Source organism: Colwellia aquaemaris, from assembly GCF_057548755.1.
On record NZ_BAAJLV010000003.1, the window covers coordinates 387,044 to 411,005 of the forward strand.

Annotated in this window: 21 protein-coding genes; 16 read left to right on the forward strand and 5 right to left on the reverse strand. The window is 38.9% G+C overall.

The annotated features are described in order from the left end of the window. Nucleotides 1-20: 20 nt before the first annotated feature. The 11 genes from nusA to AC27HL_RS11285 all read left to right on the forward strand — a co-directional run bounded on the left by nusA (nucleotide 21) and on the right by AC27HL_RS11285 (nucleotide 13,678). Nucleotides 21-1,517, forward strand: coding sequence for a transcription termination factor NusA (nusA, locus tag AC27HL_RS11235; protein WP_487081079.1), 1,497 nt, complete (start codon nucleotides 21-23; stop codon nucleotides 1,515-1,517). Between the two features lie 21 nt (nucleotides 1,518-1,538). Next, on the forward strand, nucleotides 1,539-4,226 hold the full coding sequence (gene infB / locus AC27HL_RS11240) for a translation initiation factor IF-2 (protein WP_487081080.1): 2,688 nt from the start codon (nucleotides 1,539-1,541) through the stop codon (nucleotides 4,224-4,226). A gap of 173 nt (nucleotides 4,227-4,399) precedes the next feature. After that, nucleotides 4,400-4,801: a 30S ribosome-binding factor RbfA gene (rbfA, locus tag AC27HL_RS11245; RefSeq protein WP_487081081.1), complete on the forward strand. Its 402-nt coding sequence runs from the start codon at nucleotides 4,400-4,402 to the stop codon at nucleotides 4,799-4,801. A 2-nt stretch (nucleotides 4,802-4,803) separates the two neighbouring features. Next, a complete protein-coding gene (truB, locus tag AC27HL_RS11250) occupies nucleotides 4,804-5,745 on the forward strand; it encodes a tRNA pseudouridine(55) synthase TruB (protein ID WP_487081082.1) in 942 nt (313 codons plus the stop codon). 467 nt (nucleotides 5,746-6,212) lie between these two features. Then, complete coding sequence (rpsO, locus tag AC27HL_RS11255) at nucleotides 6,213-6,482, forward strand: 30S ribosomal protein S15 (RefSeq protein WP_487081083.1); 270 nt, start codon at nucleotides 6,213-6,215, stop codon at nucleotides 6,480-6,482. A gap of 239 nt (nucleotides 6,483-6,721) precedes the next feature. Then, nucleotides 6,722-7,174, forward strand: a complete 453-nt coding sequence (locus tag AC27HL_RS11260; RefSeq protein WP_487081084.1) for a hemerythrin domain-containing protein — start codon at nucleotides 6,722-6,724, stop codon at nucleotides 7,172-7,174. Between the two features lie 9 nt (nucleotides 7,175-7,183). Further along, nucleotides 7,184-7,456, forward strand: coding sequence for a DUF2249 domain-containing protein (locus AC27HL_RS11265; RefSeq protein ID WP_487081085.1), 273 nt, complete (start codon nucleotides 7,184-7,186; stop codon nucleotides 7,454-7,456). After that, the gene (locus AC27HL_RS11270; protein ID WP_487081086.1) at nucleotides 7,453-8,769 is read left to right on the forward strand and encodes a hypothetical protein; all 1,317 of its coding nucleotides are present in this window, start codon (nucleotides 7,453-7,455) and stop codon (nucleotides 8,767-8,769) included. Before AC27HL_RS11265 ends, AC27HL_RS11270 begins: the two co-directional genes overlap by 4 nt. 283 nt (nucleotides 8,770-9,052) lie before the next feature. Beyond that, nucleotides 9,053-11,176 carry a polyribonucleotide nucleotidyltransferase gene (gene pnp, locus AC27HL_RS11275; protein ID WP_487081087.1) on the forward strand — a complete coding sequence of 708 codons (2,124 nt, stop codon included), beginning with the start codon at nucleotides 9,053-9,055 and terminating at the stop codon, nucleotides 11,174-11,176. Nucleotides 11,177-11,308: 132 nt separating this feature from the next. Then, nucleotides 11,309-12,262 (forward strand): lipoprotein NlpI, encoded by a 954-nt coding sequence (gene nlpI, locus AC27HL_RS11280; protein WP_487081088.1) that lies wholly within the window; start codon nucleotides 11,309-11,311, stop codon nucleotides 12,260-12,262. A gap of 39 nt (nucleotides 12,263-12,301) precedes the next feature. Then, a complete protein-coding gene (locus AC27HL_RS11285) occupies nucleotides 12,302-13,678 on the forward strand; it encodes a tetratricopeptide repeat protein (RefSeq protein WP_487081089.1) in 1,377 nt (458 codons plus the stop codon). A gap of 43 nt (nucleotides 13,679-13,721) precedes the next feature. On the opposite strand, the gene AC27HL_RS11290 is transcribed toward AC27HL_RS11285, so the two are convergent. Then, nucleotides 13,722-14,030: a hypothetical protein gene (locus tag AC27HL_RS11290; protein ID WP_487081090.1), complete on the reverse strand. Its 309-nt coding sequence runs from the start codon at nucleotides 14,028-14,030 to the stop codon at nucleotides 13,722-13,724. A 122-nt stretch (nucleotides 14,031-14,152) separates the two neighbouring features. On the opposite strand from AC27HL_RS11290, the gene AC27HL_RS11295 reads away from it, so the two are divergent. Next, entirely contained in the window at nucleotides 14,153-15,859 is a 1,707-nt protein-coding gene (locus AC27HL_RS11295; RefSeq protein WP_487081091.1) for a SufS family cysteine desulfurase, read from the forward strand. A 5-nt stretch (nucleotides 15,860-15,864) separates the two neighbouring features. Here AC27HL_RS11295 and tcdA read toward each other — a convergent pair whose 3' ends face one another. Both tcdA and AC27HL_RS11305 read right to left on the reverse strand, forming a co-directional pair. Next, on the reverse strand, nucleotides 15,865-16,650 hold the full coding sequence (tcdA, locus tag AC27HL_RS11300; RefSeq protein ID WP_487081092.1) for a tRNA cyclic N6-threonylcarbamoyladenosine(37) synthase TcdA: 786 nt from the start codon (nucleotides 16,648-16,650) through the stop codon (nucleotides 15,865-15,867). A 62-nt stretch (nucleotides 16,651-16,712) separates the two neighbouring features. Then, the gene (locus AC27HL_RS11305; protein WP_487081093.1) at nucleotides 16,713-16,982 is read right to left on the reverse strand and encodes a hypothetical protein; all 270 of its coding nucleotides are present in this window, start codon (nucleotides 16,980-16,982) and stop codon (nucleotides 16,713-16,715) included. Between the two features lie 128 nt (nucleotides 16,983-17,110). On the opposite strand from AC27HL_RS11305, the gene AC27HL_RS11310 reads away from it, so the two are divergent. Further along, nucleotides 17,111-18,097, forward strand: a complete 987-nt coding sequence (locus AC27HL_RS11310) for a GlxA family transcriptional regulator (RefSeq protein ID WP_487081094.1) — start codon at nucleotides 17,111-17,113, stop codon at nucleotides 18,095-18,097. Between the two features lie 18 nt (nucleotides 18,098-18,115). On the opposite strand, the gene AC27HL_RS11315 is transcribed toward AC27HL_RS11310, so the two are convergent. Next, a complete protein-coding gene (locus tag AC27HL_RS11315) occupies nucleotides 18,116-19,624 on the reverse strand; it encodes an ATP-binding response regulator (RefSeq protein ID WP_487081095.1) in 1,509 nt (502 codons plus the stop codon). Between the two features lie 156 nt (nucleotides 19,625-19,780). Next, the gene (locus tag AC27HL_RS11320; RefSeq protein ID WP_487081096.1) at nucleotides 19,781-21,067 is read right to left on the reverse strand and encodes a citrate synthase; all 1,287 of its coding nucleotides are present in this window, start codon (nucleotides 21,065-21,067) and stop codon (nucleotides 19,781-19,783) included. 402 nt (nucleotides 21,068-21,469) lie between these two features. On the opposite strand from AC27HL_RS11320, the gene sdhC reads away from it, so the two are divergent. Genes sdhC through sdhA form a run of 3 tightly spaced genes read left to right on the forward strand, consistent with a single transcriptional unit; the run spans nucleotide 21,470 to nucleotide 23,958 of the window. Beyond that, nucleotides 21,470-21,844, forward strand: coding sequence for a succinate dehydrogenase, cytochrome b556 subunit (sdhC, locus tag AC27HL_RS11325; RefSeq protein ID WP_487081097.1), 375 nt, complete (start codon nucleotides 21,470-21,472; stop codon nucleotides 21,842-21,844). After that, entirely contained in the window at nucleotides 21,838-22,185 is a 348-nt protein-coding gene (sdhD, locus tag AC27HL_RS11330) for a succinate dehydrogenase, hydrophobic membrane anchor protein (protein WP_487081098.1), read from the forward strand. Before sdhC ends, sdhD begins: the two co-directional genes overlap by 7 nt. Next, nucleotides 22,186-23,958, forward strand: a complete 1,773-nt coding sequence (sdhA, locus tag AC27HL_RS11335; RefSeq protein WP_487081099.1) for a succinate dehydrogenase flavoprotein subunit — start codon at nucleotides 22,186-22,188, stop codon at nucleotides 23,956-23,958. Nucleotides 23,959-23,962 lie beyond the last annotated feature (4 nt).

Consider the following 23,962-nt stretch of genomic DNA (forward strand, 5'->3'; position numbering starts at 1 on the left):
AATGAGAAAGGCTAACTAGCATGAGTAAGGAAATATTACTGGTCGTAGATGCTGTTTCTAATGAGAAGGCATTACCACGAGAAAGCATTTTTGAAGCAATGGAAACCGCTTTAGAAACTGCAACGAAAAAGAAATATGAAGGTGAAATTTTAGTTCGTGTATGTATTGACCGCGCAAGTGGTGAGTTTGACACATTCCGTCGTTGGTTAGTCATCGATGAAAGCGAAACACCGATGGAAAATCCATACGCTGAAATTAGCTTGGCAGCAGCACAGTATGAAAACCCAGAGTTAAACATTGGCGATTTTGTCGAAGAGCAAATTGAGTCAGTTAAATTTGACCGTGTTACAACACAAACTGCTAAACAAGTAATTGTACAAAAAATTCGTGAAGCAGAGCGAGGCTTAATTGTTGACGCTTACCAAGAGCAAGTTGGCGAAATTATTACTGGTGTTGTGAAAAAAGCTAGCCGCGATAGTGTAATTTTAGACTTAGGTAACAATGCTGAAGCGATTGTGTATCGTGATGATATGCTACCCCGTGAAAGTTTCCGTCCGGGTGATCGTGTACGTGGCTTACTTTATGAAATTAAGCCAGAAGCACGCGGTGCCCAATTATTTGTTAGTCGTACTAAGCCTGACATGTTAATTGAATTATTTCGCGTTGAAGTGCCAGAAATCGGTGAAGAAATGCTTGAGATCAAAGGAGCGGCTCGCGACCCTGGCTCTCGCGCGAAAATTTCTGTAAAAAGTAACGATAAGCGTATTGACCCAGTTGGTGCTTGTGTTGGTATGCGTGGTTCACGTGTTCAAGCCGTATCAGGTGAACTTGGCGGTGAACGTGTAGATATCGTTTTATACGACGACAATCCAGCACAATACGTTATCAATGCAATGGCGCCAGCTGAAGTTGCTTCTATCATTGTTGATGAAGACAAAAACACTATGGACATTGCGGTTGAAGAAGGTAATTTAGCGATGGCTATTGGTCGTAGTGGCCAAAACGTTCGTTTAGCAAGCCAGTTAACTGGCTGGGAACTTAACGTAATGACTGTTGCTGACATGAATGAGAAGCATCAAGCTGAAAACGACAAGGTATTAACACTGTTTACTGAGAAGTTAGACCTTGATGAAGATTTTGCTTTGATGCTAGTTGAAGAAGGATTTACTTCGTTAGAAGAAATTGCCTACGTACCTGTTGCTGAAATGCTTGAAATAGACGGCATGGATGAAGAAATTGTTGAAGAGTTACGAGATCGTGCTAAAGCGGCAATTACTACACAAGCATTAGCAAGTGAAGAAACACTTGAAGGCGCGGAGCCAGCAGAAGATTTATTAGCTCTTGAAGGCTTAGATCGTCATTTAGCGTTCGTATTAGCGAGTCGTGGTATTTCAACATTAGAAGACCTTGCTGAGCAAGGCGTTGACGAAATATCAGACATTGAAGAATTAGATGAAACCAAAGCGGGCGAGCTAATTATGGCTGCACGTAACATTTGTTGGTTTAACGAAGAATAAGACACCGGGAGAATTATATAGATGGCAAACGTAACGGTAGAAGAACTTGCCAAAGAAATCGGTACACCGGTGGATCGCTTAGTAAGCCAATTGGCTGACTCAGGCGTGAAAAAATCGGCAACTGATTCTGTTTCGCAAGAAGAAAAAGAAACCCTGCTTGAACATTTGAAAAAGCAACACGGTGATGACTCAACAGCTAGCCCTAGCAAAATGACGCTTAGCCGTAAGAAAAAATCAACACTAGTGCTGGGACACGGTAGCAAAGCAAAATCGGTACAAGTAGAAGTACGTAAAAAACGTACTTATGTAAAACGTAGCGATTTAGAAGAGCAGCAACAAGCAGAAGCAGAAGCAAAAGCTGCTGAAGAAGCGCGTATAAAAGCCGAAGCTGAAGCAAAAGCAAAAGCTGAAGCAGAGGCAAAAGAAGCTGAGAATGCTCGTGCAGCAGCTGCAGCAAAAGCAGAAGCTGAAGCCGAAGCGGCGGCAAAAGCAAAGGCCGAAGCTGAAGCAAAAGCTAAACAAGCAGCTGTCGCTAAAGCGAAAAGCATTGAAGAATCAGCAGCTAAACCTGCGCCAGCACCAGCTGAAACAGAAGAAGCTAAGAAATTACGCTTACAACAAGAAGCTGAATTAGCTGCTAAAGCTGAAGAAGAAGCACGCTTATCGGCTGAAAAAGCGCGTAAATTGGCTGAAGAAAATGAAGCCCGTTGGAAAGCACAAGAAGCTGAGCGTAAAGCGAAAGAAAAAGAAGTAGTACACTTAACTTCTTCTAAATACGCACAAGAAGCGGAAGATAAGAGTGACTCCGCTGATGAAGGTGGACGTCGTCGTCGTAAGAAAAAGCCAGCTGGCCAAGATAAAAACCGTGGCGGTAGAAGCGGCAAAGGTAAAGGTAAATTAAGTTTATCGGCACCACAAAGTTTAAAACATGGTTTCCAAAAACCAGTTGAAGCTAAAATGTCAGAAGTTCGCATTGGCGAAACAATTTCTGTTGCTGAATTGGCAAATAAAATGTCGGTTAAAGGTGCTGAAGTTGTTAAAGTCATGTTTAAGATGGGCGCTATGGCGACTATCAACCAAGTTATTGACCAAGAAACTGCGGCATTAGTTGCTGAAGAAATGGGTCGTGAAGTGGTATTAGTGAAAGAAAACGCTTTGGAAGAAGCCGTACTTTCTGACCGTGGCGATGCAGGTGATGCTATAACGCGTGCGCCAGTAGTGACTATTATGGGTCACGTTGACCATGGTAAAACATCATTGCTAGACCACATTCGTGAAGCAAAAGTTGCTGATGGCGAAGCCGGTGGTATTACCCAGCATATCGGTGCTTATCACGTAGAAACGGGTCATGGTATGATCACTTTCTTAGATACTCCAGGTCACGCTGCATTTACGGCAATGCGTTCTCGTGGTGCAAAAGCAACTGATATCGTTATTATCGTTGTTGCTGCTGATGATGGCGTTATGCCACAAACAATTGAAGCGATTCAACATGCAAAAGCATCAGACGCGCCAATTATTATCGCTGTAAACAAAATGGATAAAGAGACGGCAGATCCTGATCGAGTGAAGACTGAATTGTCACAACACGATGTTATCCCTGAAGATTGGGGTGGTGACGTACAGTTCTGTCATGTTTCAGCTAAAACAGGTTTAGGCATCGACGAACTACTAGATTCAATTTTATTACAATCTGAAGTATTAGAATTAACTGCCGTTGTAGATAAAATGGCTAACGGTGTTGTGGTTGAGTCTAAATTGGATAAAGGCCGAGGCCCTGTGGCAACGGTACTAGTTCAAGAAGGTACTTTAAACCAAGGTGATATCGTTCTTTGTGGTTTAGAATACGGTCGTGTTCGTGCAATGCGTGATGAAAATGGTCGTGCAATTAAGTCAGCGGGTCCTTCAATTCCAGTTGAAATTTTAGGTCTAAGTGGTGTACCACAATCAGGTGATGAAGCGACTGTCGTTAAAGATGAGAAGAAAGCACGTGAAGTTGCGTTATATCGTCAAGGTAAATTCCGTGATGTGAAACTTGCTCGTCAGCAAAAATCGAAACTTGAAAACATGTTCTCTAACATGGCTGAAGGCGATATTTCTGAAGTTAACGTAGTACTTAAATCTGATGTACAAGGTTCACTTGAAGCAATTTCAGACTCACTTGTGAAACTTTCAACAGATGAAGTTAAAGTTAAAATTATCGGCTCTGGTGTCGGTGGTATTACAGAAACTGATGCAACACTTGCTGCTGCGTCAAATGCGATTGTAGTTGGCTTTAACGTTCGTGCGGACGCCGCTGCTCGTAAAGTAATTGAATCTGAGAAAATTGATTTACGTTACTACAGCGTTATTTACGCCTTGATTGACGAAGTGAAACAAGCCATGAGTGGTATGCTTGCACCTGAGTTCAAGCAAGAAATTATTGGTTTAGCACAAGTTCGTGACGTATTTAAGTCGCCGAAAATTGGTGCGATTGCGGGTTGTATGGTTACAGAAGGCATTATCAAACGTTCTGCTCCTATTCGTGTACTACGTGAAAACGTGGTTATTTACGAAGGTGAGCTAGAGTCGTTACGTCGCTTTAAAGACGATGTACAAGAAGTTCGCAACGGTACTGAGTGTGGTATCGGTGTTAAGAACTACAATGATGTACGTGTTGGTGACCAAATTGAAGTATTTGAGACGGTAGAAGTTAAACGCTCACTGTAACTTTATATTTTTGCTAGCAACTTTAATAACGGCATCGGAAGTACTCATTGACATGCGTCAACTGCGTGCTTCCTTTTTGTTCTAAAAGTCGCTAACTTCAATTTAAAGCAACAGAAATTTGGAATAATATTGAGAAATGGAGGCTTAGCCTCCGTTTTTGTTAGGAGTTTATAATGGCTAGAGAATTTGCTCGAACCGATCGAGTCGCCCAAGAAATTCAAAAAGAAATCGCGATGATTATTCAACGCGAAGTTAAAGACCCTCGTTTAGGTATGGTAACGGTAAATGCAGTAGAAATTACCCGTGACTTAGCCTACGCCAAAATATTTGTGACCTTTTTTACTTTAGAAGGTCAAAATATTGATCATTCATTAGAAGTACTAAATGAAGCAGCAAGCTACATTCGTACCTTATTAGCTAAACGAATTAAAGCGCGTATTATGCCGGAACTAAGGTTTGTTTATGACAAATCTATGGTCGAAGGTGTGCGTATGGGGAATTTGGTGGATAAAGCAATCGCGGCAGATGAGAAAAATCATCAAGGCGATAATGATAAAGAACTAAAGAGCGAATAACAATGGCGAAGAAAAGAAAAGGCCGCCCAATAAACGGTGTTTTGCTGCTCGATAAGCCTTATGACATGTCGTCAAATACTGCCTTACAAAAAGTGAAGCGCATTTACTTTGCTCAAAAAGCTGGGCATACGGGAGCGTTGGACCCATTAGCGACAGGTATGCTGCCAGTATGTTTAGGCGAAGGGACTAAGTTTTCTCAATTCTTGCTTGATACGGATAAAACTTATCAAGTTACGGCTAAGTTAGGTATTCGTACTACTACCAGTGATGTTGATGGTGAAGTTGTTTCTGAAAAAGTAGTGAATGTTACCGAGCAACAATTAGCAAAGGCGTTAGATAGCTTTCGCGGTACCACACAGCAAGTTCCGTCAATGTATTCGGCACTGAAATATCAAGGACAGCCTTTATATAAGTATGCGCGAGAAGGCATAGAGGTGCCAAGAGAATCACGTGATATCACCGTTTATAATTTAGAGTTGTTACGCTTTGAAGGTGATGAAGTAGATTTAGATATTCATGTTTCAAAAGGTACTTATATTCGCACAATCATTGATGATTTAGGTGAGTTACTTGGTTGTGGTGCACATGTTGCGAAATTACACCGTAGTGCTGTTGGCAATTACCCGACTGATCGTATGGTTACTTTAGAACAGTTAGAGGCATTACTTGAAAAGGCGCAAAGTGAAGATGTTGCTCCATCAATTTATTTAGATCCATTATTACTACCTATGACTACCGCTTGTGACGGAATACCTGAGGTATTTGTTGATGATATGTCGGCAAACTTTTTACGTCACGGTAACCCAGTACAATGTTCTGGTGCGCCGAGTGAAGGTTTAGTGCAAGTTTTTATTGGTGATAATGTAGAAACGGGTGAGTTTATTGGTGTTGGTCAAATTGACGATGACGGTTTAGTAGCACCAAAACGAATTACTGTATTATAAAAAAGGAGCAACAAATGCTCCTATATAATATTAAGATTTACATACACGTTTAGGTAATTTACTACCCATTACTTTTATTGATGTACATGATTTTTTCTTTTCTACGTCTGCCGACCCATCGTTTGCTGATTTAGTAGAAGCACAACCGGAAAATAATATTGTAAATGTTAACAAAATTATAGTTTTTCTCACTATTATTCCTTTAGTTAGTATATCGAGCGGCAATTCTAATTATTTGCTATTGATATGTCCAATTGAATTTTTAAATTATTGTTAATATGTTTTTAAAAAATTGTAAATTAGCGTGTTTGGGTTTTGTATATAATTAGTAATTCCAGCAAAACAAAATATAAGTTAATGTTGCAATTACAATCGTAGTTGCTAGAATACGCGCTCTTTAGAACGTCTTGCTGATTTAGTGTTCGGCTCGACGCGATTTTTAAAACACTAAAATTAAGGTAAATATTATGTCTTTAAACGCTGCTGAAAAAGCTGCTATTGTTGCAGAATACGCACAATCTGAAGGTGACACTGGTTCTCCAGAAGTACAAGTTGCTTTGTTAACTACACAAATCAACCACTTACAAGGTCACTTTAAAGAGCACATCCATGATCACCACTCTCGTCGTGGTTTATTACGCATGGTAAGCCAACGTCGTAAATTACTTGATTACTTAAAAGGCAAAAACGTTGAACGTTACACGTCTTTAATCGGTAAATTAGGTTTACGTCGCTAAGACAAGCTTTACTGTTAAAGTAAGCAAAGAATTTTCAAAGGAGCCATAGGCTCCTTTTTTTATGCTTGAATGTTAAGGCATAAAAAGTTCAGAAAGCGCAGATGGCAGCAGCTTATATCTAGGTTGTATAGCACTAAAACTTATAATGGAATTCGATGTTGACGTTATTGTTATGCTATATCAAAGAAAAATCGTGCTAATAGACTAAAATCTCCTTAATTAATGACGAGGAAATTTTTATGACATCTATCCCTGAATTTATGACCACAAAACATCGCGAATGTGATGAGTTTTTTATCGCTGCTGAAAATGCTGTTTCTGATAATAACTGGTCATTGGCAAAGCAAGCTTTTACTCAGTTTTCTGAAGAACTAGAGTTACATTTACAAGCGGAAGAAAATATTCTATTTCCAGAGTTTGAGCAAGCAACAGGGATCACTCAAGGGCCAACACAAGTGATGCGCGGTGAACATCAGCAAATGCGAGCATTAGTTGCGGAATTACTGCAAGCATTAACAAGTGAGAGTAAAGATAGTTATATTGGCGCGTCTGAAACATTAATGGTGCTAATGCAACAGCATAATATGAAAGAAGAAATGATGTTATATCCGATGACGCAACAACGTGTACCAGAGCCGGAAGCACTACTTGCTAGCGTTGAAGAACATTGTAAAGCACTAAAAAATGGCTAGTAAACCAAGATGATAATAATAGAAGTAAGTGTTACTGCATTGGCTCCACCTGAGCCAATGCAAGTTATATTATCTGCGTTAGCCAAGTTACCAAATAACGGTATACTTAAGGTATTTCATAGTCGGGAGCCATTTCCTCTATATGAACGCTTGGTAGCCAATGGTTGGTTATATCACAGCGAAAAAATAGCTGAAGACAGTGTTATTATTCATATTGCTCATCAACAAAATAGCCAAAAATTTACAGACTTTATTGTTCAAAGTTCCTCTAAGTACACATGAATTTAGCAAGTTTATCATTTAGTGCCTTACCAGCGATTAGCGTACCGTTTCGCTACTTTGTCAGTGCCGTTGTGTTTATGATCTTAACGTCAGTGCTGATATTATTCTTTGGGGAGTCACTATGGTTAAGTCGCTGGCAACCTCAAATGCTCGCCATTACGCATTTATTTACATTAGGCTTTATTTCTATGGTAATGATGGGGGCTATATATCAATTTTTACCAGTAGTCGGTGGGGTTGGCATTCGAAACGCTTCAAAGGTAGCTACAATTTCTCATGCCTTACATACATTCGGAACATTGGCACTTGCGCTACACTTTTTAATTCCTAATCAATTCCTTCAAGTTACAGCCATGTTGGCGCTAGGTGTAGGTTTTACATATTACATTTTTTCAGTTGCACGAGTTTTAACGCAAAAACTTAGTCAAGGAAATACCATTATTGGTATTAGATTGGCGGTATTGGCATTGGTGGTGGTGGTTTTGTTGGGATTGTTGTTACTTATGCAAACGAGTAGCTATGTTGGCCGTGAGTTTAGCTTTATTGCTAATAAAAATTATACTGATATTCATGCATTAATAGGTGGTATTGGTTGGGCAGGTATACTCATTTTTGCTGTTAGTTTACAAATTATCCCAATGTTTCACGTTACGCCTAACTTTCCCAAATTGTTGGCAAAGTATATGTCTGTATTACTGGCAGTGTTGCTTTTTTCATTATTTTTATTTCTTCCAAGCAGCTTAGCGGGGAGTTTTATTATTGCGTGCTTGCTTGTGCTAGTTAGTAGTTTTAATTTAGTTGTACTAAAGCTGTTAACGCAAAGAAAACGTAAGGTCAGTGACACCAGTGTGCAGCTTTGGCAGTTTGCTGCAGCTAGTTTTCTGGTGCTTACCATTTTATATCTAATCCCCGAATCAATTATTGATTCAGTGTTTCTTGGTAAAAAATCGTTATTGTTAGGCGCAATTTTTATTTATTTATATTTGCTCAGTATTATTGAAGCAATGCTTTTAAAGATCACCCCATTTTTAACTTACACTCATCTGCAAAACTTATGTATGAGCAACTTTTCAGCGATGGCACATCTACCACATATGCATGAGTTATTGCTGAAAAAGCATGGTCGATGGTTATTTTACTCGCATTTACTGTCGAGCATCGCGCTTATTATTACCATAGCTTATAGCAGCTTATATTGGCTGTTTGGCATGGCAATGCTGATCGAATTTTCAGGCTTGCTTGCACTGATTTTGCGTAGTTTGTATTTGTTTAAGCAATGTAAGAACAAAATAGTAGTTGATAATGTCGCGTAGCATAGCACTACCTTGAGATAATCCAGCTATTTGCTGGATTTTAACGCTAACGCTGAACAATTACGCATTGACGCTAGTAAAAACCTATTCGTTAAGTATAATGTGCGTGCAAAATTTATAATTGCAAAAAACTAATCAATCAAACTGTATAATTTTTTGTTCTACTTAGTGCGTTACTTATGTTAACGCCTTAATATTTAAAATAAATATTTAAGCATATAGCTAAGTGAATAAATAATTGTACAGATTGATTAAAATCTAAAATATTTAAGGAACTTATTATATGTTCAAACCAGTTACTAAAACCTTTGAGTTTGGTCAACATACCGTAACGCTTGAAACCGGTGTTATTGCTCGCCAAGCATCATGCGCTGTAATGGCTAGCATGGACGACACGTCAGTACTTGTTTCTGTTGTTGGTAAAAAAGAAGTGAAAGAAGGTCAAGACTTCTTTCCATTAACAGTTAACTACCAAGAGCGTACTTACGCTGCTGGTAAAATTCCAGGTGGTTTCTTTAAGCGTGAAGGTCGTCCATCTGAAGAAGAAACACTAATTGCGCGTTTAATTGACCGTCCAATTCGTCCATTATTCCCTGAAGGGTTTAATAACGAAGTGCAGGTTATTATTACTGTTGTTTCTGCTAATCCAGAAATCAACCCTGATATCATCTCATTATTGGGTACATCTGCAGCATTAGCTATTTCAGGTATGCCATTTAATGGTCCTGTTGGTGCTGCACGCGTTGGTTATACTGACGGCAAATACATTCTTAACCCGTTACAATCTGAACTTGAAACATCACAACTAGACTTAGTTGTATCAGGTACTGATTCAGCGGTATTAATGGTTGAATCAGAAGCTGACGTACTTTCGGAAGAAGTAATGTTAGGCGCTGTAGTATATGGTCACGAACAAATGCAAACGGCTATTACTGCAATTAACGAAATGGCTGCTGAAGTAAACAACCCTAAATGGGAATGGCAAGCACCAGTTAAAAATGCTGAGCTAATTGCTAAAATTGCTGAGCTTTCTGAAGCACAAGTAAATGAAGCTTACCAAATTACTGAAAAAGCAGCGCGTTATGAAAAAGTTGCTGAAATCCGTAATGCTGTTGTTGAGCAATTACTTGAAGCTGATGCTGAACTTAACGTGCAAGAAGCAAAAGATTTATTCCACGATTTAGAAAAATCAGTTGTTCGTGGTCGTATCACTCAAGGTTCGCCACGTATTGATGGTCGTGACCCAGAAATGATCCGTGCATTAGACGTAATGACAGGTGTATTACCACGTACTCACGGCTCTGCGGTATTTACCCGTGGTGAAACACAAGCACTAGTAACAGCAACGCTAGGTACACAACGTGATGCACAACGCCTTGATACTATCATGGGCGAGAAAACTGACAACTTTATGTTGCACTATAACTTCCCTCCATACTGTGTTGGTGAAACTGGTTTTGTTGGTTCTCCAAAGCGTCGTGAAATCGGCCATGGTCGTTTAGCAAAACGCGGTATGTTAGCGGTTATGCCTACAGCTGAAGAGTTCCCGTATGCTGTTCGTGTTGTTTCTGAAATTACTGAATCAAACGGTTCATCGTCAATGGCATCAGTTTGTGGTACTTCACTAGCATTGATGGATGCAGGTGTACCAATTAAAGCATCTGTTGCGGGTATTGCTATGGGTCTAGTTAAAGAAGGCGAAAACTTCGTTGTTCTTTCAGATATCTTAGGTGATGAAGATCATTTAGGCGACATGGACTTTAAAGTTGCAGGTACAACCGGCGGTATTACTGCTCTTCAAATGGATATCAAGATTGAAGGTATCACACAAGAAATCATGCAAATTGCGTTAAACCAAGCAAAAGCTGCTCGTACACATATCTTAAGTGTAATGGATGAAGCAATTGAAGGACACCGTGAAGAGATTTCTGAATTTGCTCCGCGTATTCACACTATGAAAGTTTCACAAGATAAAATCCGTGACATTATAGGTAAAGGTGGCGCGACAATTCGTCAATTAACGGAAGAAACTGGTACTACTATTGAAATTGAAGATGATGGTACAGTTAAAATTGCGGCAACTGACGGCGAGCAGGCGAAAGATGCCATTGCTCGTATTACAGCCCTAACAGCAGAAATTGAAGTAGGTACAATTTACACAGGTAAAGTTGTTCGTATTGTTGACTTTGGTGCGTTTGTAAACGTATTACCAGGTAAAGATGGCTTAGTTCACATCTCTCAAATTTCTGAAGAGCGTGTAAATGCAGTAAGCGACGTGCTAAAGGAAGGTCAAGAAGTTACTGTTAAGGTACTTGAAGTTGACCGTCAAGGCCGCGTACGTTTAAGTATGAAAGAAGCGGTAGAGAAACCAGCTGAATCAGCTCCAGAAGCAGATGCTGCTGAGTAAGTGGTTATTAAAATAACGTCTATATAATTTCGATAAACTTAATTACATAGATCTGTTGATAAAAAGGGAGCTTATTAGCTCCCTTTTTTATATACTCGAAAAGTTAAAAATTGACTAAAGGTTATGTATTTCGTGCGTTTACTTAATAATAAATTTATTTCCAGAAAACAATTTTCAAAAGTGACTCTTTCAAAAGCTATTTTTTCCAAAATATTATTTATTTCTGGCTTGGTATTAGCACAAGGCTGTAGCAGTACTGTTAATGAAACAAGCCCCTCGGTTATTGGTCAGCTTATTATTGCTGAGCCAAATGCGATTAGTTATAAAAGTGAAATTGCGTTAGCACGACTAAGTCAAGTTTTACAACGTGCTGAAATAAGTGATGGCCAACGTGCTGAACTATTTTATCAACGTGGCGTCGAATATGACAAAGTAGGGCTGCGAGCTTTAGCACGTTTTGATTTTAACCAAGCTATTAACTTGAAACCAGACATGGTAGATGCCTATAACTTTTTAGGTATTCATTTCACACAGTTACAAGAATTTAACCAAGCTTATGATGCGTTTGATTCAGCGATAGAATTAGCTCCAGATCACGAATATGCTTATTTAAATCGTGGTATTGCATTATATTATGGTGGCCGTCCAAGTTTGGCTGCCGATGACTTTAAAATGTTTCGTCAATACCAACAAAACGATCCTTACCGTGTGTTATGGCAATACTTAGCAGATGTAGAAACTGATAAAGTGAAAGCGGAGCAAAACTTGTTAGCTTATGCACAATTAATTGATGAAAATGTGTGGGCTAAAAATGTTATTAACTTATATTTAGGCAATATCAGCCAGTCAGAGTTTATTCATCGTTTAGCAGATAAAGTCAGTTCTAATAAGGCACTGACCGAACGTTTATGTGAAGCTTACTTTTATTTGGGGAAGTACAGTCAAATGAAAGGTGATGTTAATTCTGCGATTAACTTTTTCAAACTAGCCTTAAGTACCAATGTTTACGAATTTGTAGAACATAGATATGCAAAGTTAGAAATTGACTTAATGCGACAAGCAATGCAACAAACAAAAGCACCTTAGAGTCGTTTACTCGTGAGATTTGGCTTTAAAATAACGCTAATGAGCTTAGTAATATTATTACTAAGCTCATTTTTTTTTGTTAACTACCTTCATAAGTCCATTTCACAAGCAACGATTTCAGAGCAAGAGTTAGCGTTAATAGATAGCATAGAATTTTATATTAAAAATGAACAACGCCTTAGTACCTTATTAGAAACTAACAACCGCGGCGCTTGGGTACATTTGGCTAAGATATATGCGCAGAGCAATGGCGATGTTGCTTTTCAACTAGCGAATTATTATTTTGAAAATCAACAGAAAAATAGTGCTGTACTTTGGTTTAAAGCGGCTATTCGCCTACAAAACAAGCGCGCCCATATTGCTTTAGCCAATTATTACTTTCATTCCCAACAGTATAAAAAAGCAAAAGAGTTACTATTGCCGATAATAATTGAAGAAAGGGCATTAATTTTATTATATAAACTTGCTTTAAAACTTGACGATATCGACTTTATTACACAATATGAATCTACGCTTGCCGCGTTTAATGAACCCGCTTTTTACCATGAACTAGTGTCCTATTCTGTCTTTAATTGGCATAGTGAAAAAATTAGTAAGTCTTGTGATATTGATGTACAACTGTTCGCGACAAGTTTGTCAACGCTTAGGCATGCCAAGTATTTAATTGAGCAATTCCAGCAAACGGCTCTTTCCCAAACAATTTGCTTATATCCTCCTAAGTATATAGCTGCTGGCGATATTGAGTGTCAGCATGATGCTGATGAAATGATTAAATGCAATGCTAGCGTCTGGGGCAATCGCAGTGATATTATTAGTCGATATATTGGTGTAGTTGTCGAGCAAGGTGGTGCTAATGTTGACAATGGTATTATGTATCTTGATCAACAAGATGATGTGAATGTTCTTAGCCATGAGTTGTCACATTTTTTAGGTTTTATTGATGAGTACCCGTTACCAGTACAACATCAAAAGTGTCAACAAACGCAAGAAAGTGCCTTTGCACATAATATTGTTACGCTTACTGAGTATTATCGTGGTGCGAGAAGCGAAATTAGAAATAGCATACTTTCCCAGTTGCCGTGGGCAAGTTTAATTAAAACCACTACACCAATTTTGTCGAAGGTGAAAGATGGCTGGCAGCTGGGTACACCGAAGAAGTATAGAAATGACATTGGCGTATTTCCTGCCAAAAGCTGTCAAAAAAATTCTCATGTTCAGGCTTTTAAACCATATGCTGGTAGAACAAAGTTGGAGTATTTTGAATTACCATTTCCGCAGGCGTATATAGATATGTTAAAGCACGCTCCAAAGCGTTATTTGATGCCAAGTTATCATTATAATGTCAGCCGAGACCTTGTCAGAGAAGGAAAGATTGAGCAGGCCAGAGATGTTTTGCGATCAGTTATGTTTGATTGAAGAGCATTAAAAAGCACAGCTAACTAATGTAGCTGTGCTTTTGTTAATGTTGTTTAATTACTGTGGAATTATTTTCCTTAAATAGTTTTTTTTCTTCTACATTATTTATATGTGTAGCAGAATTAATATATGTTTGTTGCTGAACTATAGTATTGTTTCTAACTTTGGCAATAGGCCACATGGTATTGTTGTTAAATGTTGTTAATTCTTGCTCTAACGACATTTTGTTATTTTTAGGAGAATTTACTCTTGTCGTTCGAATAAACCATGAAAATAGTGACATACAGCTGCCTCCTTGTTTTACTCTTACTAAGTTATAGCGCAATTTTACCGTTTTTGCTGCTTTTAGCATGACAAATTTTGCAAAACTGTGCGCATTTTTACGGTGATATAGAGAACTAAGCTGATAAGTTAAGATATAATAATGACAATTAAATGAACTTCTTATTGCATTAATTTTAAATGATAGACTGTATGAGCGCTTTTTCTGCCACTGACTTTCGTCAACAATTCCCAATTTTAAATCAATTCATTAATGATAAGCCGTTGGTTTATTTTGATAATGCCGCCAGTACGCAAAAGCCAAAGGCGGTTATTGATAGTCATCAGCATTATTATCATACTTGCAATGCCAACGTTCATCGCGCGTCACATGCGTTAAGTGCAAAGGCCACATCCGCATATGAATCTTCTCGTGAGTTAGTAAAACGTTTTATTAATGCCAAGTCGCATAAAGAGATTATATGGACAAAGGGCACGACGGAAAGTATTAATTTAGTAGCTCAATCTTGGGGACGATCAAATTTAAAACCCGGTGATGAAATTGTTTTAAGCTATGCGGAACACCATGCCAACATAGTACCTTGGCAAATTGTTGCAGAGCAAACCGGCGCAAAAATTAAAGTACTAGCACTTACTGAGCAAGGGCGAATAGATATATCCAAGCTAGCTGATGTCATAGGTACAAAAACTCGTATAGTGTGTTGTTCTCATATTTCAAATGTTTTGGGTCGAGTAAACCCTGTTAGTGACGTCATAAAATATGCAAAAAAGTTTCAAGCATTAACCTTAATTGATGGCGCACAAGCGATAGCGCACTTACCTGTTGATGTGCAAATGCTCGACTGTGATTTTTACGTATTTTCTGCTCATAAAATGTATGGGCCAACGGGCGTTGGTGTTCTCTATGGTAAGGCTCAGACATTGCTTGATATGTCACCATATCAAGCGGGTGGTGAAATGATCAAACAGGTAAGTTTTACCAAAACGACATTTAATGATTTGCCGCATAAATTTGAAGCCGGAACGCCGAATATTGCTGGTGTAATTGCTTTTGGCGCGGCTATCGAATTTATCGAAAACTGTCAGCTCAGCCAACTTGCTTGCTATGAACAAGAACTTTTACAGTATTGTTATCAACATTTATCGCAAATTCCTGGCTTAAGTTTTATCGTTGATGGCCAACCTGAGATTCCTGTTTTTAGTTTTACTTTGCTAGGACATCATAACCATGACGTTGCAACAGCACTTGATAGTTTAGGCATTGCTGTAAGAAGTGGCCACCATTGCGCTATGCCATTAATGCAATACTTAAATATTAATGGTTGTATTCGCTTGTCGTTAGCGGCCTATAATAGCTATGAAGAAATAGACAAAGTTGTACACGCCTTAGTTAGTATTAGCCAACAGCGGGCTAGCGTTGCTCCGGCATTGGCAGAACTTGCGATAGCAAATAAAATGCAAGCTCCAAAACCTGACAGAAAAGAAAAGCAGTCTGCTTTGCATATTGATGATATTTTAATATTATTTCAACAGGCTAAAGGGTGGGATAGCAAACATCGTCAGATCATGTTACTCGGGAAAAATCAGACTCGTTTACCTGAAAACATGAAGAATGAACAATCACTGATATCTGGCTGTGAAAGTAAAGCTTGGCTTAATCATCAAAAGGCTACTAATGGAGCTTTTCAGTTTCAAGGTGATAGTGACGCTAAAGTTATTCGTGGTTTGATTGCAATTGTTTTAGCTGCAGTTAATGACAAAAACGGTGCTCAAATACTAGCGTTTGATATGCAAAATTACTTTACAAAGCTTGGTTTATTGCAGCACTTAAGTCCTTCTCGAGGTAATGGTTTAAATGCTATCGTAAAGAAAATTCACTCAATAGTTTCAGACAATTAAAGCAACTATTTAATAGCTCGCTTAAGGTATTTATCTATTGCTTTGCCAACTGCAAAGAATGCAAAGCATGCCGTTACATGGGTTGCTGCGCCAAAACCGCCACTACAGTCGAGACGCATGGCGCCATCAGTTGCTTGTTTGGCATGGCAAACATTGCCGTCGTTATCAGGATAACGTAGTTGTTCACTGGAAAATATTGCATCAATTGAAAACTTTCGTTTAACGTTACGAGAAAAGTTATATTCGCGGCGTAATTGATTGCGCACTTTTGCTAAAAGTGGATCCTGAAAGGTTTGGCTTAAATCAGCAATGGCAATTTTACTTGGGTCTATTTGACCACCTGCACCGCCAATGGTGATCATTGGTAGTTTATTACGTTTACAATGAGCAATTATTGCACACTTCACCTGCACTGAATCAATAGCATCAATTACGTAGTCAATCGAACTTGGCAATAATGATTGAACGTTTTCTAGTGTCACAAAATCTTCAATAACATTAACTTGGCATTCAGGGTTGATCTGCTTAATTCTATCCGCCATTACATCAACCTTACTTAAGCCAACGGTCTCTGTTAGTGCATGTATTTGTCGATTTATATTGGTGACGCATAAATCATCTAAATCAATTAAGGTTAGCTGACCAACACCATTGCGGGCAAATGCTTCGGCAACCCAAGAGCCAACGCCACCAATGCCTATTACACAAAAGTGTGCTTGTTGCAGTGCATTAGCACCATTGTTGCCGTATAAGCGAGATATACCGCCAAACCTTAATTGATAATCAGACATAAATTTAAAAAACCGTTAGCTAAAAATGCGCAGCGCATTATAGCAGGGTAAATCATTAAACATTAAGAGTGTAAGCAGCATATTCCGCGATAAATTAAGCATTTTTTCTTATCAAATAACTGCTCATGATTATTTATCGCTTCTTCATATTTATTTAGTTTATTTTCAATATTAAAACTTATGATGCCCAAAAATAAAAAACCAAGCGGTAAATATACAAAACTGGTGATTATTTCAGCATTTGTTAGCCAAGGAAGTACTGCGAGTGTAAATATTGAGAGGAAAAGCAGCAATAAATGTAATGCTTTTATCGATTTGATCAAAGTTTTCATAAAATAAATTCCTGTTTATTTCGTATTAATTGCTAGAAAAACAAGTTTAACGCTTGTAGTCGAGAATTAGGGGTGGCATATTTGACATTATTACTGGTAATTGTGACATCGTTTTAAGGTCTTTTATAATGAAAATTGCAGTTTTAGCGTCTAACCAATGTGTTATTTCTGGTGTTTACGGTTTAGTCGATGTGTTTTTTGCTGCAGAATATTGCCGGCAACAACGTTATATAGAACAAAGAGAAAGTGAAATTGAATGTAACATCGTTACTATGAATAATAAGCCGGTTACGGGCTATAACGGCATCGCCATTGCACCTACCGCAGAAATTAAAGCGAATGAGTACCCTGATATTATCATTGTATCGTCATCGGTACGTGCGGTGATCGACTGTTGCGCTGATGACGTTATGATTGATAATTTACCAATGGTAAAACAATGGCTTATTGAGTGCCAGCAACAGGGGACTACCATAGCTAGTTATTGTACCGGTAGTTTCATTTTAGCATCTTGCGGCTTATTAAATGGTAAAGTTGCAACCACACATTGGCGCAGTGCCGATCTTTTTAGGCGACTGTTTCCGTCAATTCGTTTAGATTGCGATCGCATGTTAATTGATAACGATAATGTAATTTGCTCTGGCGGCTCTATGTCTTATATCGATTTAGCACTGTATTTAGTCGATAAATATGCCGGTAAAGATATTGCTTCAGATTGTGCAAAGCTTATTGTTTTTGACCCGGTTAGGCAGAAACAATCGCCTTATGCATCGTTTCAAGCACAGAAAACCCACGACGACCAGCAGATATTAAAGGCACAAGAGTGGATAGAATCACACTTTAGTAATGAAATATTAATTGACGAACTGGCGGAACATGTTGGCTTAGGCGCTAGAACCTTTAAACGGCGCTTTAAACAAGCAACGGATGAAACGCCATTAAGTTATTTACAACGTATAAGAGTTGAGCACGCAAAACAGCGTTTAGAAAAAACTACCGAGCCAATAAATCAAATAATATGGTCAATTGGCTATGAAGATATTAGTAGCTTTAGGCAGCTGTTTAAACGTTTTACTGGCGTAACACCAAAAAGTTATCGACAAAAGTTTGCTTAAAATACTAGCGAGCAAAAGCTATGCCGATGGCAGGTTAACAACAAAGCGTGTTTGCTGTTCGTCTATAATTTGAAAGTAAATCTCGCCGTGTTGTACTTCCGTCATTAATTTTGCTGAATAGGTACCAAGCCCAGTACCACTATGATGGTTCGAGCTACTGTACTTATCAAATAGTTTTTCTCGAATGTCTTTGGGAATAACGCCTTGATTAACCACTTGAAAACTTACAAAGTTATTTTCATGCGTTAGCGCGAGAGTTATTTGTTGGTCAGCTTGCGACGCCTCAACAGCATTTTTAATCAAGTTATTAAAAATTGATAAGCATAACAATGCTTCACCGTTCACTTGAATCTCTTGTTCAAAGCCTTGAAATTTAAATTTAAGAGACTTTTCATCGGCGAGTACGGTTACTGCATTAACTGCATCTTTTATCATTTGATTAATATTGACGCTCTGCGGAGAAAGCTGGTAAATGCCTTGCTCGATTTTATATAAATTCAATGAATTGTTGATCATGTCAACAACGTTGTTAACCGCACTGTTTATTGATTTTGCAGCAGATTTATCTTGCAGTCGAAAGGTTTCAAATAAAATGTTATTTAGTGGGCCTTTAAGATCATGATGGGTAATTTTTTCAATGTCTTCACGTAATTTTGCATTTTCTTTTAGTGTCACCACTTGCTGCGCAAGTGCGGCCTTTTGTTGCTGTAAACGAATATGTGTTGCAACACGTGCGCGCAGTAAATCACCGTTTAGCGGCTTGGTAATATAATCAACAGCACCTAGGTCAAAGCCATATTTAATATCGGCGACTTCAGATTTTGCACTGAGAAATATCACCGGAATGCTTGCCGTAAGTGGCTGTTTTTTTAAGCTAGCACAGACTTGATAACCGTCCATGTTGGGCATCATAATATCTAATAAAATCAGCTCAATAGTATGTTTGCCTGCATTTATAATTTTTAATGCGTGTTCACCTGATTTTGCTGCAATAACGCGATAATGCTGACGCAAATTTCCTGCGGCAACATCAATATTGCTACTTTCATCATCGACGACCAAAATGCTTGGCTTTGCGGGCTCAGGCTTTGCCATTTTATTTGCAGTAGGAGAGCTTTTATCTTGCGTATTCTCGGCTACTGAAAAGGCGGCAAGTTGCGTTAAGCTAAATAGTGCCTCAATGACCTGTTGCTGCTTAAATGGCTTATATATCGTTATTTGGTTAGTTACTGATAAAGGTATAGTGTTTTTGTCAGCACTACTTTGCTGTGATAGTACCAACAAAGGTAAGTTATCAACAGAGAGCAAGCTTTGCAGTTGTTGATGAATTTCAATAGCGGTTGTATCGGCATAACTGTCTGAACATATTAATAAACTTATTGGAGAAAATTCACAAAACTCGATAGCGTCTTCAATACTTTCAACGCAAGCTATCCTGGTTTTTGGTAGTCCGCGAGAAAGCAATATTTTAGCCATTGCTTCACGGACTAAACGGCTTTCATCAATAATTAAAATAGGTTCAGACACAAGTATAATATCGCCAATTTGTTCGATTGAATTTTAGGTTAAGAATATAGTGATTGTAACAGCAATGTACAGAGATTTATTTATCTTATAAAAGAATTAGATAACAAAAAAGCAACCCGTAGGTTGCTTTTAAATTATGAACGATAAATAGAAAAACTATCTTTCGTTTAATGGTGTAAATTCGCGATCGATTTCACCGGTGTATTTTTGACGAGGACGACCAATTTTTTGACCTGGTTGACCTAACATTTCATCCCAGTGTGCAATCCAGCCAACAGTACGTGACATGGCAAAAATTACTGTGAACATATTGGTTGGAATACCAATTGCTTTTAAGATAATACCTGAGTAGAAATCTACGTTCGGGTACAGTTTCTTCTCAATAAAGTAAGGGTCTTCAAGTGCTACTTTCTCAAGCGCCATGGCAACGTCAAGTAGCGGATCTTTAATGCCTAATTCGCTTAAAACTTCATGACAAGTTTCACGCATTACCGTTGCGCGAGGGTCGAAGTTTTTGTAAACGCGGTGACCAAAACCCATTAAGCGGAACGGGTCAGACTTGTCTTTCGCTTTCGCTACAAACTCATCAACGCGATCTAATGAACCAATTTCTTCAAGCATAGTTAAACAAGCTTCGTTAGCACCACCGTGCGCAGGGCCCCAAAGTGAAGCAACACCCGCTGCAATACATGCATATGGGTTTGCACCTGATGAACCTGCTAAACGTACTGTAGACGTTGAAGCGTTTTGTTCGTGGTCAGCATGAAGTGTGAAAATACGGTCCATTGCACGAGCAATAGTCGGGCTTACAACGTATTCTTCTGCAGGTACAGAGAACATCATGTGTAAAAAGTTTTCCGCATAGGTTAAATCATTACGTGGGTAAACGAATGGTTGACCAATACTGTATTTGTAGGCCATTGCAGCGATTGTTGGCATTTTTGCGATTAGGCGGTGAGCACTACGCATACGCTGGTCGGCTTCATTAATATCTAAGTCACTGTGATAGAAAGATGATAATGCACCAACAACACCACATAACATCGCCATTGGATGAGCATCTGGTAAGAAACCTTGGAAAAAATGAACTAGTTTTTCATGAACCATAGTATGGTTAGTGATGATGCTAGTGAATTCGTCATATTGGGCTTTAGTCGGCGCTGTACCATTTAATAAAATATAACAAACTTCTAAGTAGTCAGCTTGCTTAGCAAGGCTATCGATAGGGTAACCACGGTGTTGTAGCACACCTTTGTCACCGTCGATAAAGGTAATTTCAGACTCACATGAGGCTGTTGCTAAAAAACCCGGGTCATATGTGAAGTAGCCTGCGCCGCCTAATGTACGTATATCTATTACCTCGTTACCTGCACTACCTTTTAAAATTGGCAAGTCGGCAACTACATTACCGTCGATACTAAGAGAGGCTTTTGATTCAGCCATATGTGTCATCCCCATTAAAATTTATTTATCTTGAAATTGTCAAAACCAAATGTTTAGTCAATTTTTGTGAATATTAAACTGCAGCTATTCTACTTCAGATCCCCCCCCAAAAGTCAATTCGTTTGTGAGTTACTTAGACTAAAGTCAAATGTCGGGAAAGTTTTTTGTTGCGTATGGTTAATATTTAGTCGAAAGCCTTGAAACTAGGCTAAAACTTGTCAGGAAGAAAATTGTAATTAATGATTTTCATCTATATAATCAAGCCGATCTGAATTCTGTTTTTGCATTCGTATGTTAAGTGTAAAAATATAATTCAAATCGGAGGGGGGTTATCTAGCATAATTATGGTTTAGATAACGTAAAAATAAGTTGAAGGCTCCAAGAGCTCCTTAGGCAACAATCGTGAAAAAACAACGTCCTGTAAACCTAGATTTGTCAACAATCAAAATGCATGCAGCAGCTAACGCTTCTATATTGCACCGTATCTCTGGTGTGATCATGGTATTCGCTATTGGTATTTTATTGTGGACGCTTTCTTTATCTCTATCTTCTGCTGAAGGTTTCGCCCAAGTAGAAACACTACTTAGTGGTGTATTTTTCAAAATAATTATCCTGGGTACGCTTTCTGCGCTTATCTACCATTTACTTGGCGGTATCCGTCACTTATTTATGGATTTAGGCCATTTTGAAGAGCTAGCGTCGGGTAATGCTACGGCAAAACTTATTATCGCACTTTGGTTGGTGCTTACTGTAGTAGTAGGAGTTCGATTATGGTAAACAATGCAGCAACAGTAGGCCGTAGTGGCGTACATGACTTTATTCTTCTTCGTGCAAGTGCCATTATTTTAGCACTGTATACCTTATTTTTAGTTGGTTTTTTTGTTACCACTCCTGATGTAACATTTGAAATCTGGCGCGCATTCTTTGCAGGTATTTGCACTAAAATATTTACCATTTTAGCTATTATAGCTTTACTAATTCATGCTTGGATTGGTGTTTGGCAGGTACTGTCTGATTACATTAAACCAGCGTTTTTGCGCGGTGGTTTACAATTTTTCTTTTCTGTTTTGTTGCTAGTATATTTCGCAACAGGCCTACTAACTGTGTGGGGTGTGTAAGTGAGCGTTCCAATTCGTGAATTTGACGCCATTGTAATTGGCGCCGGTGGTGCAGGTATGCGTGCCGCTTTAGCTATTTCTGAATCAGGCAAATCTTGTGCTTTGATTTCAAAAGTTTTCCCTACTCGTTCTCATACGGTTTCAGCGCAAGGTGGTATCACTGTAGCGTTGGGTAACGCCCATGAAGATCATTGGGAACAACATATGTACGATACCGTTAAAGGTTCTGATTATATCGGTGACCAAGACGCAATCGAATACATGTGTAAAACAGGTCCAGAGTCTATTATTGAACTTGAGAACATGGGTTTACCATTCTCTCGTACCGAACAAGGTAAAATTTACCAACGTCCATTCGGCGGCCAATCTAAAAACTTTGGTGGCGAGCAAGCTGCGCGTACTGCAGCTGCAGCTGACCGTACAGGTCATGCCTTATTACACTGCTTATACCAACAAAACGTTAAGAACAAAACTAACGTTTACTCAGAATGGTATGCGCTAGATTTAGTTAAGAACAGTGACGGCGCTGTTGTTGGTACTACGGCTATTTGTATCGAAACAGGTGAAGTGGTTTACTTTAAAGCACGTGCAACTGTTCTGGCTACAGGTGGTGCTGGTCGTATCTTCGCATCTACAACTAACGCTCATATTAATACTGGTGACGGTGTTGGTATGTCGCTTCGTGCTGGCGTACAAATGCAAGATATGGAAATGTGGCAATTCCACCCAACAGGTATTGCTGGTGCGGGTGTATTGGTTACTGAAGGTTGTCGTGGTGAGGGTGGTTATCTACTCAATAAAGACGGCGAACGCTTTATGGAACGCTACGCACCAAATGCTAAAGATTTAGCAGGTCGTGACGTTGTTGCTCGTTCAATGATGACAGAAATCCGTGAAGGTCGTGGTTGTGACCATCCTCAATACGGTCCACACATTAAATTGAAGTTAGATCACTTAGGCCGTGAAACGCTGATGCAACGTCTACCAGGTGTTTGTGACTTATCTGAAACTTTTGCTCATGTGCATCCTGCAGAAGAGCCAATTCCGGTTATTCCAACCTGTCATTATCAAATGGGTGGTGTACCTTGTAATGTTAATGGTCAAGCTATCAGCTTCAATCCTGAAACTGGTGAAGATACCATTATTGAAGGCTTATTCGCTGTAGGTGAAATTGCCAACGTATCAGTACATGGTGCCAACCGCTTAGGTGGTAACTCGTTACTTGATTTAGTGGTATTTGGACGTGCCGCAGGTAACTTCTTAGGTACTTACTTGAACGAAACTCAATCAGCTAAAGACGCTTCTGATTCTGATTTAGATGCAGCATTAGCGCGCTTTAATCGCTGGGAGTCGTCAACAACGGGTGAAGATCCGGTACAAATTCGTAAAGACCTGCAACAGTGTATGCAACTTAACTTCTCGGTATTCCGTGAAGGTGAAGCCATGGCTGAAGGTATGAAAGAATTAACTGAAATTCGTGAACGTCTACAAAATGCCAAGTTAGATGATAAGTCTACTGAGTTTAATACCCAGCGTATTGAATGTTTAGAGCTTGATAACTTGATGGAAACAGCGTTCTGTTCTGCAAAAGCGGCAAACTTTCGAACTGAATCACGTGGCGCACATGCTCGTCAAGATTTCCAAGACCGTGATGATGAAAACTGGTTATGTCACTCAATTTACTCACCTGACACTGAAGAAATGTCTAAGCGTAATGTAAATATGGCACCTGTTCACCGTGAAGCTTTCCCACCGAAAGCAAGAACTTATTAGGAGC